General features: G+C 51.7%; 12 protein-coding genes. 3 read left to right on the forward strand and 9 right to left on the reverse strand.

Going from position 1 to position 13,476, the window contains the following annotated elements; translation table 11 throughout:
* Positions 1-55: 55 nt before the first annotated feature.
* The 6 genes from H144_RS0125625 to H144_RS0125650 all read right to left on the reverse strand — a co-directional run bounded on the left by H144_RS0125625 (position 56) and on the right by H144_RS0125650 (position 6,867).
* Positions 56-1,591 carry a PepSY-associated TM helix domain-containing protein gene (locus H144_RS0125625; protein ID WP_019944970.1) on the reverse strand — a complete coding sequence of 512 codons (1,536 nt, stop codon included), beginning with the start codon at positions 1,589-1,591 and terminating at the stop codon, positions 56-58.
* Between the two features lie 6 nt (positions 1,592-1,597).
* Complete coding sequence (locus H144_RS0125630) at positions 1,598-3,940, reverse strand: TonB-dependent receptor (RefSeq protein WP_019944971.1); 2,343 nt, start codon at positions 3,938-3,940, stop codon at positions 1,598-1,600.
* Between the two features lie 44 nt (positions 3,941-3,984).
* Positions 3,985-4,362, reverse strand: a complete 378-nt coding sequence (locus tag H144_RS0125635) for a hypothetical protein (protein WP_019944972.1) — start codon at positions 4,360-4,362, stop codon at positions 3,985-3,987.
* Entirely contained in the window at positions 4,363-5,496 is a 1,134-nt protein-coding gene (locus H144_RS0125640; protein ID WP_019944973.1) for a cytochrome-c peroxidase, read from the reverse strand. It abuts the gene before it with no gap.
* A gap of 22 nt (positions 5,497-5,518) precedes the next feature.
* Complete coding sequence (locus H144_RS0125645) at positions 5,519-6,346, reverse strand: MbnP family protein (RefSeq protein ID WP_033403279.1); 828 nt, start codon at positions 6,344-6,346, stop codon at positions 5,519-5,521.
* Between the two features lie 125 nt (positions 6,347-6,471).
* On the reverse strand, positions 6,472-6,867 hold the full coding sequence (locus H144_RS0125650) for a hypothetical protein (protein WP_157505135.1): 396 nt from the start codon (positions 6,865-6,867) through the stop codon (positions 6,472-6,474).
* 155 nt (positions 6,868-7,022) lie between these two features.
* Here H144_RS0125650 and H144_RS0125655 point away from each other — a divergent pair, with 155 nt between their 5' ends.
* The 3 genes from H144_RS0125655 (at position 7,023) to H144_RS0125665 (ending at position 8,893) form a co-directional block, all read left to right on the forward strand.
* Entirely contained in the window at positions 7,023-7,643 is a 621-nt protein-coding gene (locus H144_RS0125655) for a Uma2 family endonuclease (RefSeq protein ID WP_019944976.1), read from the forward strand.
* A gap of 120 nt (positions 7,644-7,763) precedes the next feature.
* Positions 7,764-8,444, forward strand: coding sequence for a MotA/TolQ/ExbB proton channel family protein (locus H144_RS0125660; RefSeq protein ID WP_019944977.1), 681 nt, complete (start codon positions 7,764-7,766; stop codon positions 8,442-8,444).
* 56 nt (positions 8,445-8,500) lie between these two features.
* Positions 8,501-8,893 carry an ExbD/TolR family protein gene (locus tag H144_RS0125665; RefSeq protein ID WP_019944978.1) on the forward strand — a complete coding sequence of 131 codons (393 nt, stop codon included), beginning with the start codon at positions 8,501-8,503 and terminating at the stop codon, positions 8,891-8,893.
* 78 nt (positions 8,894-8,971) lie between these two features.
* Here the strand turns inward: H144_RS0125665 and H144_RS0125670 are convergent, their stop codons facing one another.
* Genes H144_RS0125670 through H144_RS0125680 form a run of 3 tightly spaced genes read right to left on the reverse strand, consistent with a single transcriptional unit; the run spans position 8,972 to position 13,469 of the window.
* Positions 8,972-10,000 carry a Gfo/Idh/MocA family protein gene (locus H144_RS0125670; protein ID WP_019944979.1) on the reverse strand — a complete coding sequence of 343 codons (1,029 nt, stop codon included), beginning with the start codon at positions 9,998-10,000 and terminating at the stop codon, positions 8,972-8,974.
* Positions 10,001-10,042: 42 nt separating this feature from the next.
* Positions 10,043-11,851, reverse strand: coding sequence for a TonB family protein (locus tag H144_RS0125675; protein ID WP_019944980.1), 1,809 nt, complete (start codon positions 11,849-11,851; stop codon positions 10,043-10,045).
* 22 nt (positions 11,852-11,873) lie between these two features.
* Positions 11,874-13,469 (reverse strand): M56 family metallopeptidase, encoded by a 1,596-nt coding sequence (locus tag H144_RS0125680; protein WP_019944981.1) that lies wholly within the window; start codon positions 13,467-13,469, stop codon positions 11,874-11,876.
* Positions 13,470-13,476 lie beyond the last annotated feature (7 nt).

Genomic DNA, 13,476 nt, shown 5'->3' on the forward strand with positions numbered 1-13,476 from the left:
AAAATCCTTGGTTTTAATAAAGGTTTAATGGCTGAGTTCGTGAAAGGACGACCCGTCATTTGATCTTCAAAAACACGAGCAACCCCAGCACGCTCACGATTAGCACACTCGCCGCAGCGGCCGTCATGACGCCGTCGCGGGCGTTTTTGCCGAGAAAATCCAGGCCGCTGTATTTGTGCAGGAACGCGAAGCTGAAACCCTCGCGCCGGTTGCGGTCCTCGACTTTAGTGGACAGCCGGCTCGTGGTGGTTTCGATGTAATACGTCGTGTGGTCCGGCGTGTCGTAGGCCAGTTTGACTACGGGCAGACGCTTGTTCACGAAGCCATATTCTCCGGCGAAACTGGTTACGAGCGACGCTTTTTCCACTTCCGCATCGGAGATAGGCGAGGAAATCTGCGCTTCCATGAGGTCGCAGCAGCTTTCCGCATTGCGCTCTTCCTGCGCGGCAAACTTGCGTGCAAGGTACTTGGCGAAACGGATATTGCCGTCTTCCAGCTTTTTGCCGTCGCGGATGTTGGTGTAGTCGATCACGGTTTTGTCGGTTTCCCAATCCTTGCGCACCGTTTGCCAGAAGATGTTCTCGCCCCATTTGATCAAACCGATGTTGGAAACGCCTTTCAGGTCGACGATCGATGCCTGGGCGAGTTCCTCGGTTTTGATCACCGGGTCGTACACATATTTCTGCCGCTGGTCGGGATCGAGCTTCTGCAATGCATGGTAAGCGCCCGAAAATGCGAATGTAAACGTGAAAATGCTGCACCAGATCCCGATCGAACGGTGGTATTTCCGGAGAATGCCCCGCTGATTGCCCGATCGCCCGGTTTTGAATTTCTTCCACATTAACCCATACACCAGCACGCCGGCCACCGCCGAGAGGATAATGAGGCTTAGGAACGTGACCATTACCGCAATGCGAATGGTATTATTCGTGATCAGATCCATAAATCCCCAGTTATGGAACATGCTGAACACCCAGATAAACGCTTTACGGCCCTTGTCGTTAAATGTAGCGAAGCGGCTCTGTCCGGTTTCCACGTAAATGTCCATCGCGCGGTCGTCGGCGAAACTGATTTTCCAGACGGGCAAAAAGCGGTTCACATATTTATACTGATCCGTGAATTCGGTCAGTAATGTGCTGGAAGCGATTTTCGATTGCTGGTCGCCCAGCATGTAGCGGGCCATGTGTTCGGCATACCGGCGGTCGCCGTCGGGCAGTTCGGCGCCGCCCGCCGCATTGAAATACCGCAGCTTGTCGTCGATGCCCTTGATCTGGTACCAGGTATTGCCATTAAACTTTACCAGCCGGAAATTCTTGAATTCCGCGACTTTGTTTTGGGCCAAAACCTGTCCGGGCTGCAATCTGACATCGGAAGGTGCTACTGGCTCAGCCTGGTAAAATTCATGCGCGATGGTTGTTTTGAACCAGTGCGACATGAACGGGTGCATCACGCCTGAGGCGGTCCAGAAAATAGTAGGAATCAGCGCCAGCAAGCCCAGCATGCGGTGCCAGCGGTAAATGTTCCTGCGGACGAGTTTTTCGGTCTTTGCTTTAAAAGACTCCCTGGATTGAATGGCAATTTCTTCGATCATAATCTCTTATTTTTTGCCGGTGAATGTGTACTGGATGCCAAAAACGAATGTTCTCGGAGCGGCCGCATTGTAAGTCGTGCGATCGGTGGCGTTGTTGCCGCGCGTCGCGTTGGTAGCGTAGAGCACGTCGGTGAGGTTGAGCACGTTCGTAAACAGCTCGATACCTTTCCAGTTGTAGCCCAGCCGCAGGTTAAGTATGTCGTAACCTTCATATTTGACGGTATTGACCTGATTTTGATAATAGGAAGCGACGTGCTGCCATTCCACGGCCGACCGGAAATTCGGGAACCATTTGGGGTAATAGCTGACCTCGGTATTCCACAACCAGCGCGGTGACGACGGCATATCCTTTCCATTCACATTCCTGATCGCGTCGGATTCGCGGTTGCTCAGCGTAAATTCCTCGTAGCGGTGAATTGCCGTGGTGCCGCCGAAACGGAAGAAAAGCTCCTTCGAGGGTTTGTAAGTGACCCCGAATTCCGCACCGCGGTGCAGTGTTTTTCCAGCCGATTGATAATCGTAGGAGTTATCCGGCAGCCGGACGTTGAGAAGCTCGTTGCGGCCGTTCATTTGGTAGAACGCCAGGTCGATATACACCTTATTGTTCAGCACGGAAGCCCATCCACCGATTTCGGCATTGTTGAATTCCGCAGGTTTGAGGTTATAATAAAAAAGGTCGCCATTATCCAGCGGCACGGTGCGCTTCCGGAACACCGATGTCAGGCCCGGCGGTGAAAATCCTCTCGAATAGTTGGCATAAATCCCTTTTCCTTTGCCCAGGTCATAGGTAGCGCCGATTTTCGGGGTAACCTTGCTGTACGACTTGCTGCCGGTGGTATTGTCGAGGAAATTGGTGTAGGAAAACGACATCCGGTCGTAGCGAAGCCCGGCCGATACGCGTAGTTTGGGCAACAGCTCGAAATCGTATTGCGTGTAGGCAGCCGTGTTTTTGATATCGGCGTCATAATCCGCATTACGAACGTCGGGGCGCTCCTGCACGATCGTGTATTTTTCAACAGATTTGCCATCCGCACGCAGCTGGGCCGCCAGGTCGATTTGGTACGACCAGTAATTGGAAGGTGAAAAATCAAAAACCGCTCCGGTGATCAGTTTGGAATTCAGGAAGTTGAAGCGCTGGCTGTGCTGGGCAAGAATGCCGAGACTTTTGAAGTCGCTTGAATTGATCTCGCCCCTGGCGGTCGTCTGGCCCGTCGTCCAGCGAATGCCGTAGTTCGGGTTTTGCCCGTGCTCATTCTTGCGTGCAAATGCCGTTAAGAATGTCTGCGAACCGTTTTTCCAGTCTTTTTCAAGCGTCAGCCTGCTTCGGAGCGAGCTCACTTTGCGGTAGGTGAAATCCGTGGTGCTCACATATTGGCGCGAGTAAAAAGCTACGCTATCCACGCTGCCGCTTGTCTGCGAATCGTATTTGCTGTAAGCTAATGTGTAAATGAGCCGGGTAGAAGGCGTGAAATGGTATTCCAGTCGTGCATTTACTGCGTTTTTATCGTAATCGGAGCTTTTCATCCAACTGTCGCGCTGGTTGGCCACGAAGCCGCCCACGTACACGCCGAACTTCCCGATCATTCCGCCGGCGCCGTATTGAATGCGCTTGTAGCCCCATTGGTCGGCTTGTACGCCGATTTTCGCGGTAGGCAGGATCGTGGGCCGCTGGGTGATGAAGTTGATCGCACCACCCACTGCTTCCGGGCCGTAAATGGACGACACGGGTCCTTTTACCACTTCCACCGAGCTGATTGCGAACTGGTTGAATTCCAGGATCGAGTTGTGGTTGAACACGCCCATCGGACGGATCGGTACGCCGTCTTCCATGTAGAGGAAGTACGCATTGGTCGTAAACGGCTGCCGGATGGCCATCGAATGCTGCTCGTTGCCGAGGTTCACCATCATCACACCCGGCACCTTGTTCACGATCTCGTACATGGCCGTAGGTTTGGCCTCGTCGATCATTCGCGGGGTGAGTTTGGAAATGGCGATGGGGCTTTCCGTGCGCAATGTGGCTTCCCGGTTCCCGGTGACAACGACCGATTGCAGGTTTTCGGCCGCTGCGTCGAGCCCGATTTTAATGCGCTTGCCGTCGATCAGTACCTCCCGTGCGGCAAACCCGACGCTGGAAATGCGTAATGTCGCATTGGAAACACCGTCTGCAAACGCGAAATGGCCGTTATTGTCGGTGATAGTGCCGAGGTTGGCGGACACGATCTGTACGGTTGCGCCGGGGATAGGTTCTTTGGTTTGGGAATCGAAAACGTCGCCTTCGATGCCCTGCGCGACGGCCGCGTGCGCGCATACATACAGGAATAGTGCCTGTAAAAATATTTTCAGGTTCATTATGAGGATATAAGAGATTAAAATTCAGTTAGTTAAAGCGAATTTTATCTCTTGGGCGGCCGCAGCAATTTGCCCACCGGGGCGGAATAGAAAAGCAATTGGTGGAAAAAACGAACCGGCTCGCGGAACACGACGGCTTCCGGTTCAAAGCGGTAAGTGTAGGATTGAGGTGTAAATAGTTGGATAACAGGTGTATTTTGTACTTTTTGAGAAGTCTCCTTATCCTGCTTTTCCTGTTGTTGTTTGAGTTTTTTTGCGAGATAACATTTACCGTCGCAACGCAGCTCGGGCCGTTTGCGGTTTTCGCACAGCACCTTGGCAATGTATTCGCGGTTCAGTTTGAAATACGCGATCGTTCCCCACGGGCTGAGCGTGGGTAGCATAATGGCTATGAGCAATATGTATGCGATGATCGAACGCATTTAAAAAGATGTCCCTACGCCGGGATCGGAAAACCGTTTGTCTTTGATAAAATCATCATCACTCAATGTTTTCAGAAAAGCGATAACCGATTGCTTTTCGGCCGCGGTGAGGCTGATCCCACGTTTCTGGCCAGCCACATTCAGCAGCGGGTCGAGGGTAGGCGATACGTAAATGCTGTCCTTATTCCCGGGTTTGTCGTTGCTGTAATGGTCAAGCACTTGTTCCAAACTCGTAAAACGGCCGTCGTGCATGTAAGGCGCCGTCAGGCCCACATTGCGCAGGCTCGGTACTTTGAATTTCAGACGGTCGTTCTCGTTCAATGTAATCAAGTACCGGCCCTGGTCGTTGATACGGTTTGGCGTGAGGCCGTTGTTGCGGAATTGCTGGTCGGTAAAAAGCTCGCCCGTGTGGCAGGAAGCACATTTCTGTCTGAAAACAGTGAGACCGTCCTTTTCCTGGGCCGTCAATGCGGTAACATCGCCCCGCATGTAATAATCGTATTTCGAAGTGGCCGAAACGAGCGTCATCATAAACTGCGACAGCGCCAGCATCATCCGATCGGCGGTAATGCTATCGCTGCCGAAAGCCGCTTTGAACATTTTGGGATAATCCACTTGTTTGGTAGCACCGGCGACGGGCGTTTTTCTCAGCTTTTCGATCACGTTGGCCACCTTTTCGTCCATTTCCACCTTGTTCTGGATCGGGACGGGCGGTACCATATCAAGGGCATGCACACCGCCATCCCAGAAAAACGAAGTGCTCCAAGCCATATTCTGCACCGCAGGGGTATTCCGCGTACCGATTCTATCGTCCACGCCGTGGCTCAGGTCATGCCCGTGGTGGGTGAATGCCGACAGCTGCTGGTGGCAGGTGCCGCAGCCGATATTGTCTGTGCGGGAGAGGATACCGTCGTAAAAGAGGAATTTGCCCAATTCGACGCCTTCCACGGTGAGCGGATTTTTGGATAAATCATAAACCGGATCGGGGAAATAGGAAGGTTTCGTCCACTGCAGGGGCGTAGGCTCATTGTCCGTCGGCGCAACGGGCCCGGGGTTGTCGGATTTCTTGCCGCAAGAAACCGCCAACGCCACCAGTGCCGCCGTGAAGATCAATATGCCTGAAACTTTCCTCATTACCTGTCCGTAAATGCGCTATCTAATTGATTTTAATCTCTTTTACACTAAACATACCGGCATAGTTGTCGGCCACGTATTTCGTCGAGTCGGTAAACATCAGCGATGGATTCTGTTTAATGCGCAACTGCGTCGGGCCGTTGAAAATTTTCAGAATATCAGCCTTGATGAGCACGTTGGAAACAATGTTCGTCGTGACGATCGCCTTTTGGCCAGGGAAATTCAGTTTGACAGTTCGGAGATTGTTGAGGGTTCTTTCCGTTCTGCCCCCGAAGAAGCCGATATGGTAATAATATTTGCCATTGGCTGTTGTGGACGAATCCGAAGAGCCTTCGAGTTTCAAAAATATGTAGCCCGGGTTCCAGGTCCAGTACATTTCCTCTTCGTTGGTGGGTCCGGCATAGATGTCGAGAATACCCTTCCGCCCGGGCGAATCCGGCTCCATGACGCTGCGGGTGCTGTCCACGCCTACCATGAACTCGATGCCGGTATAATCCCCCGTCAGTACATTCCGTATCGTCAGTTTCTGGGATGCGGCGTTGGCTTCCCGGATCATAAAATAGCTCGAATCCTGCGGCACGGTGAAGATACTGCCGTCCATTCTCGTGAGTTTGATATTCGAAATATAGTAGTTCAGCTTGCTGACGGTGAAATCCTCGCCGGCTGCATTTACATACCGCGTACTGTCGAGCCGCAGGTCCTGGTCGCCCACGATATTATCGAATTGCAGTTCTATCGTCCCGGTTTCAATGGGATCGGTCTCTTCCTCCTCGTCGGGAAACCGGCATGATGTTACCCATAGCCCCGACGCCATCGCCAGTGCACACAGCAATGAAATTGTACTTTTCATGGTATTGTGTTTAATGAAAATATCGACCACACCCTTTCTGTGGGCATAGTTTAAGCCTGCAAAGATGTAAAGAGATTTTGTACCAACTGTTGATACAACTGCAAACGGGGGCGTTTTATGCTAAATCAGGTGAGCGGGGGATGAAAAATATCGTCCACCGCCATGCGGGGCGTGAAGGATGGTGCCACGGAAAAAGCAGTCCTGGCCGGCAATTCGGCTACGACCGCTGTTTGTGCAAAGGAAAATACCGCACGCTGGTCCATTACCTGGTCTATCAGCCGCGACATATAGCTTTTTTCGGCCTGGCGTTTTTCCTGCTCGTCGAGCGAGGCGATGCGTTTGGCGAGGTAGCATTTGCCGTCGCAATGCATTTGCGGCCTGTTTTTATTTTTGCAAAGGTTCGCGACGATGTATTCCCTTCTGATCTCGAAATCCAGGTACAACAGCGGAATCACCCATACTTTGATCAGCATGAGGCTCAGCAGGCTGAGGGAGATCCATTGTTTGGCAGAATTTCTCACAATTTCATAAACGAACAAACCGGTAGAAATGGTGTCGCGGCGGCAAAGGTAATGACGAACAGGCAGAAATTGGAGGCCACCACAGGATAATCGCCATTTTTTAGCCAGTTAGAATACAGGTATTAGGGTTATATTTGAGAAAAAACACACTATTTATGGCAGCATCCGCATTGGCACTTTTACAACCGATCATGTATTCAGAAGAGGAATATCTCCGGATTGAAAACGACGCTTTCGAAAAGAGCGAATATTTTCAGGGGCAGATTATCAGCATGGCGGGAGCAACTCCGAATCATAACCGGGTTAAAGAAAATGTAGCAGTAGAGGTTGGGATTGTACTGAAACAGAACAAATCCTGCCGAAGCTCTTCCAGTGACCAGCGTATTCACATTCCGGCCAACTCGCTCTATACTTATCCCGATATTGTTATCGTTTGCGGACCGAACAAATTTTCGCCGCTGGATCGTATCACAATCACAAACCCGTCGGTCATTATCGAAGTGCTTTCCTCGTCCACGGAAGAGTACGATCGCGGCTACAAATTCAAATTGTACCGCGACATTGAAACCTTGCAGGAATATGTGACAATAGATTCCCGCAAGCCCTACGCGCAGGTTTTCCGCCGGACAGCCGATAATCAATGGATACTGGCCGATGACGCATTCTCACTTACCGATAACATTACCATTCAGACCATCGGCGCTACGTTGCAAATGGCCGATCTTTATGATGGTACGGAGAATGTAAGCAGTCTCTTACCCCCGGCTAAAGAGTAATTTTCCTATATTTGCCCTTTGAACAATAAGGGGCTTTTTGCTCCGTTTATGTTCAAAATTGTTTTTTGCTAGAATCGACCTCTGTTTCATTCGCTTAACCATTCACTTTTTATTTCTGATATGATGCTTCTGCAAGCACTTACTGACTCTACTGCGGCTGCACCCGTCGCTGAGCAGGGCCTTTCCGTAATCGATCTGCTCGCCAAAGGGGGGTGGGTAATGTTGCCGCTCGGATTGCTTTTCCTGGCAACCTTGTTCCTCATTATCGAACGTTTCCTGGGTATCGGCGCTAACGGCAAGATCGAGCCGCAATTTGTGGATAACGTGAAAGATTTTATCCAGCAGGGGAACCTCAAATCCGCCGAGTCGCTTTGCAGAAACCAGCGTAATGCCGCGGGCCGCATTCTCGAACGAGCCATCGGTCGCATCGGCTACCCTATCAAGGACATTGAAACCACCATCGAAAACGCCAGCCAGATCGAGATCCAGCGCATGGAAGGTAACCTGCCTTACCTCGGGGTAATCGCCGGTATCGCGCCCATGCTCGGTTTCGTCGGTACGATTTCCGGTATTATCCGTATTTTCTACGATATTTCGATCTCCAACGACTTCAATATCAGCACCATCGCCGGTGGTATGTATGAAAAAATGATCACTTCCGGTTCCGGTCTGATCATCGGTTTGATCGCTTACGCGGGCTACCACTTGCTGAACATGAAGATCGACCGTTTCGCATTGCGCCTGCAAATGGCGGCGTCCGATTTCCTCGACGTGCTTTCGAAGCCGGTTGCTGCAAAATAAGATATTGATAATCAGGCACCTTTTAGAGGTGCCCGGTTTAAAACCTCATTGTATATATGAAAATACGTCGGAAGAGCCGGTTTGCCCCGGAGGTGTTTACGCACTCGCTCAACGATATCATGTTCTTCCTGCTGTTGTTCTTTTTGATCATCTCTACGATGTCCAATCCGAACGTGATCAAACTGATGCTGCCCAAGGCGTCGGCAACGCAGCAGATGTATAAAAAGCAGATTACGCTTTCGGTTGACGAGAACAAGGCTTACTTTATAGACAAAGAGCCGATTCCTTTTGAAAATCTGGAAGCGCAGCTGCAAACGATCTTCGCCAATGTAGAAGAGCGCACGGTGGTGCTGCGTGTGGATAAGAACCTGGCAGTTCAGGACCTCGTGGATGTACTCGAAATCGGGGCCAAGAACGATATCAAAATGGTAATGGCTACGGCTAAATAGATTTTCTGGGAAGAAGGAAGAGGGAGAAAGGAGCATGAAAAGGGCTTGGAGATTTGATCTTCAAGCCCTTTTTCCTGACTACTTATTTGCAGCGCTTTGGTAAATCTGCTCTACAATGGATTGCAGCACGGCACCTTGTGCGGCGTCGCAGATATTGGCCGGCTTACCTTCGCACAAATCGAGGAATGCAATGGTGTTTTCAAGCTGAATATCGACATCGCCCAAATGCGGAAAACGAATGTCCGCCAGCTCGCCCGCTATTTCCGTATGCACGGACAGCGGATATAGTTTCGCTCCGCCCTTCGTGCCGAATACTTCCAGGTTAACCACATCTTCCTCTTCCATATTCAGCGCAAACGACGTGGAAAGCATCATGCTTACATTGCCGGGGAACGACAGGTAGGCAAAGCACGCATCCTCTACTTCGAACGATTCGGGGTTCCAGGAGCCTTTCAACCCCTTCCCGCCCGCTTTGCCGATGAAGTCGTACGTGTTCGCGACCACGCGTGCAGGGAGCTGGTAGCCCGTCAAACCCAGCGCGAGGTCGAGGATATGCACGCCGAGGTCGATCATCGCGCCGCCGCCCTGGATGGCTTTGTTGGTGAAATTGCCCCAGCCGGGAATGCCACGGCGGCGCAGGTAATGCGCTTTGATGTGGTAAACCTCGCCCAGCTTGCCCAGCGAATGGTAGTTTTTCAATGCGGTGTATTCCGGGGAATGTCTTCGCTGGAAATTGTAGGCTAGAATTAAGCCTTTTTGTCGGGCCAGGTCCGCCATCTCGTTTGCTTGGGCGGCGTTCATGGCCGGTGGCTTTTCGCAAAAGACATGACAACCGTTTTCCAATGCCTGCGTCGTGAACGGGTAATGCAGGTTATTGGCCGTGCAGTTGATCACAATGTCGGGCCGGCCCTCAGCCTGGTACATTTCATCCGCTTTGTCGTAGGCGAATGGAATGCCGTGCTTGTCGGCCAGCGCACGGGCCTTGTTAATATCGCGGCTGCATATGGATACGACCTGGACGCGCTCAGGGAGTTTGGCTAATGCGGGCAGGTGGTTTTGGTCGGCAATGTGCCCGCCGCCGATGATGGCCGCTTTCAGGATTGACATGAAAAGGAAGAATGGGTTGGTGTTAATTCTTCCAAATATCCATTATTTGTGCTCTATTTTCCGCCATTTCAGCGGCGGATTTTTGATGTACTGACCTCCATAGTTGACAAACCGGTATTTCCCCTTTTCATTTTCCATGTAGTCGATCACCGCACTGTTCGAGACTGTGTAGCCCATTGACCAGTACGTAACCTCAGGCGCCTTTCCGGCGGCCAGTACATTCGGGGAGTCATTGAAAAGCTGGCCTATCTTCTCCATAGCCGGTGAGACGGTATTGAAATTCAGGAATCCCTGCCGCTTGTCCTGGCTATCTTTTTCCAGTTTAAAGTTGACTTCCAGCGTGTATTCCATTTCAACCGGTTTGCCGTTTTGCACCGCAGGGTTCCATTTCGGCATTTCATTCACAACGCGCAATGCTTCCTTGTCAATACCGTAGCCAATGTTTTTCAGGCTTTTCGCATTGCGGATATCGCCATTTTTATCCACGGTAAATGCGACCAGCGCAATGGCCTCCACGTTAATTTTGCGTGCCGTTTCGGGGTATTGCAGGTTTTGCATTAAATATCGCATCAATGCGTCCCTGCCGCCCGGAAATTCGGGCTGCTGCTCGACTACCTTCATATCGGTGTTTTCGACCCGGGCAGGTAAGGCCATTGCCGCAGTAGTACCGGGCGTCACCGGCTTGCCCACGACGACAGCGCCGGTGATCTGGTTAACTGCTTTTTTCATCACGAGCAAAAGCTCCGCCGGACTGTTGCCGACTTTCCATTCCAGCGTTTGGTAGGCAACATGCGTGATCACCAGTTGGGCATCGGCAGGAACATTGTCCAACTCAAACCAGCCGTTCCGATCGGTAGTGGTGCCGCGCGTGGTGCCCGCAATGATCACGATGGCATCCGCTACCGGAGCTTTGTTTTCATCGGTGATGTTTCCTTTTACTTTAATGTCCTGTTCGGTAACCGCACTCATCTGCGTGATCGAATGGAGCGGGGCCTTCGACGCCGTAATGGCCAGCGAGCAGCCGACTACCGGCAAAATGAACAGATAGCGCGTGAGGAGCCAACGGGAACTACGTTTTTTGTACATCATTTTGATCCGGCTTTTGAGTAAAGACCCATTGAAAAAATGATTGGCGAGCGAAATGTCGGGACTGCGTAATGCATAGGCGACGAGAAACGAGGCATAGTCGGGCCGGTGTGCAACAGGCTGGTCGGCCAGGTATTCGTGCACCGTTTCGATAGACCGTTTGTAGAGCCATAGCACCGGGTTACACCAGCATGCGATTTTTAATATTTCAATCACGAGGATGTCCGCCGTGTGCCATTGCCGGATATGTTCGTATTCATGCCGGATGACCGTGTCGGGATTGTGGCGGTAGTCCGGCGCGCTCAAAAACAGCCAGCGGAAGAATGAGAACGAGCTCACCGACCGGCTTGGACCATTGTCGGGAAGCAAAAGCAGTGTGTAATGCTCCATATCGATCCGCTCGCTGTGTGCCGCTGCTTTCAGGAGCCGGTAAATGCCGAGGCAAAACCTGCCCAAAAACGCGGATACGACGGCGATATACAATCCAATGAGCCACGCCCCGACGTTCGCTTGCGGGTCCTGGGCATGATTGGCCACTACGGCTACGGAAATCGTCGCTTTGTGGTACAAGTTAGCCGGAACGTGGATGGTCGTGACCGGCTCGGCCAGGCGCACGGCAGGCAATGCAAATGCGATCAGCAACGATCCCAGCAGGTAAATGCGGTTCCATTGGAAGAAGGTATGTTTCCGCAGCAAAAGCCAGTAGCAGGCGTAGAAAAGTACCCAGTACAGATTGACTTTTGCGAGATAAAGGAACGTTTCCATGCCGTAAGTGGGTCGGGAGTGGCTACTTGTTGTTTTTGGTCAGGATGGAAATGACGCCATTCGCACCTCTCTCACCATAGATCTTAGTGGCGCTTTCTCCTTTCAGCACATTCATGCTTGAAATGATATTCGGGTCCATGGTTTTGATCAGCAAAGGATCCTCCACGATTTCTCCATTCAGTACGTACAACGGCTGATTGCTCGCTGTAAACGGCCCGGACGACTTGCGGATGGTAATTTTAGTGGCGAGATTTTGGTCTGCGTCATGGAGCGGCTGTGCCTGGAAAGTTTCCCCGGGGATGGGTGTATCTTTTCTGACTTTTTCCGAAACCGGTTTGGCAATTTTCTTATACCCCACCACGGTCGTTTCTTTGGGATCTTTGACCGTCGTGTCTTCACCTTCTTCGGCGAGCTGGAACATGATCGGTACAGTGTATTTTACATTAACAGCTTTTCCATTCTGCCGGCCGGGCGTCCATTTGGGGAAATCGGAGATCACGCGAACAGCTTCTTCGTCGCAGCCAAAGCCAATGCCCTTCAAAACTTTGACGTCCTGAATGTCGCCGTCGGTGGTCACGACGAAGTTGACGAAAACCTTGCCTGATACATCGGCCCGGGAAGCGGAGGAGGGATATTTGATATTGCGGGCGAGAAAATGGTACATGGCCTCGTTACCGCCCGGATATTCGGGTTGCTGCTCCACGATCGTGAATACCGGGCCTCCACCTGTTGAGGGAGCTTCCGATTTTTCAGATCCATTTTCCTTTGAAACCTGGTTCTCACAGCCTGCGACGAACAATGCGCTGGTTCCGATCAGTGTTGCGGCGACCACGTAGGTGCCCAGCATCCATTTGGATGTGCGGTTTTTGTAGATCATCTGGATACGGTTTTTAATTTGAGATGGTTTGAAAAAATGATTGGTAAGCGACGCGACAGGCGCATTCAGCGCATAGGCAACGAGGAAGCGGGCATAATGCTCGCGGTTAGGCGCCTGGGCGTCGGCCAGGTATTCGTGGATTTCCTGCAAAGAGCGTTTGTACAGCAGCAGCACCGGATTGAACCAGAAAATCGCCCGTAGTACCTCCACCAGCAGAATGTCCAGGCTGTGGCGCTGTTGCGTATGGACCATTTCGTGCCGCAGGATCGCGTCGAAATGATGCTCGTAGTCGCTACGGTTGATGACGATCCATTTCAGGAATGAAAACGATCCTACCTGATTGGAATCGATCAGGACGATGGTGCAATCTTCCAGCTCGATCACCTCGCCGGATCGTAAATACCGGATCAGCCGGGCTATTTCACGGATCAAATGCGAAAGTGCGATCAGCAATCCCAATGCGTACACGCCTGCCAGGGCATGCGTCCATGTCCATCCGGTCGTTTCCGTTTTCGCCGCCGATACCGTGAAAGTTTCGGCGCTCACCTGGTACATTACCGGCAGCTCAGGCGCTGATTCGGGATAAATGATCTGGGGTAGGAAAAGTGCCGCCAGGAGCGACGTGATCAGGTATGTCCTGTTTCCCTGGAAGAAGGTATGCTTGCGCAGCATCAGCCAGTAGCAGGCGTAAAGCAGCACCCAATACAGACTTACCTTGCCGATGTAGATGATAGTTTCCATGGCTAAC

This window comes from Dyadobacter beijingensis DSM 21582, from assembly GCF_000382205.1.
Classification (GTDB): domain Bacteria; phylum Bacteroidota; class Bacteroidia; order Cytophagales; family Spirosomataceae; genus Dyadobacter; species Dyadobacter beijingensis.

Bases quoted from the DNA above. Each gene is read 5' to 3' on its own strand.
- H144_RS0125660 (WP_019944977.1), top strand. From the start codon at position 7,764: ATGATGCTTCTGCAAGCACTTACTGACTCTACTGCGGCTGCACCCGTC.
- H144_RS0125640 (WP_019944973.1), bottom strand. From the start codon at position 5,496: ATGAGGAAAGTTTCAGGCATATTGATCTTCACGGCGGCACTGGTGGCG.
- H144_RS0125655 (WP_019944976.1), top strand. From the start codon at position 7,023: ATGGCAGCATCCGCATTGGCACTTTTACAACCGATCATGTATTCAGAA.
- H144_RS0125670 (WP_019944979.1), bottom strand. From the start codon at position 10,000: ATGTCAATCCTGAAAGCGGCCATCATCGGCGGCGGGCACATTGCCGAC.
- H144_RS0125635 (WP_019944972.1), bottom strand. From the start codon at position 4,362: ATGCGTTCGATCATCGCATACATATTGCTCATAGCCATTATGCTACCC.
- H144_RS0125645 (WP_033403279.1), bottom strand. From the start codon at position 6,346: ATGAAAAGTACAATTTCATTGCTGTGTGCACTGGCGATGGCGTCGGGG.
- H144_RS0125680 (WP_019944981.1), bottom strand. From the start codon at position 13,469: ATGGAAACTATCATCTACATCGGCAAGGTAAGTCTGTATTGGGTGCTG.
- H144_RS0125630 (WP_019944971.1), bottom strand. From the start codon at position 3,940: ATGAACCTGAAAATATTTTTACAGGCACTATTCCTGTATGTATGCGCG.
- H144_RS0125665 (WP_019944978.1), top strand. From the start codon at position 8,501: ATGAAAATACGTCGGAAGAGCCGGTTTGCCCCGGAGGTGTTTACGCAC.
- H144_RS0125675 (WP_019944980.1), bottom strand. From the start codon at position 11,851: ATGGAAACGTTCCTTTATCTCGCAAAAGTCAATCTGTACTGGGTACTT.
- H144_RS0125625 (WP_019944970.1), bottom strand. From the start codon at position 1,591: ATGATCGAAGAAATTGCCATTCAATCCAGGGAGTCTTTTAAAGCAAAG.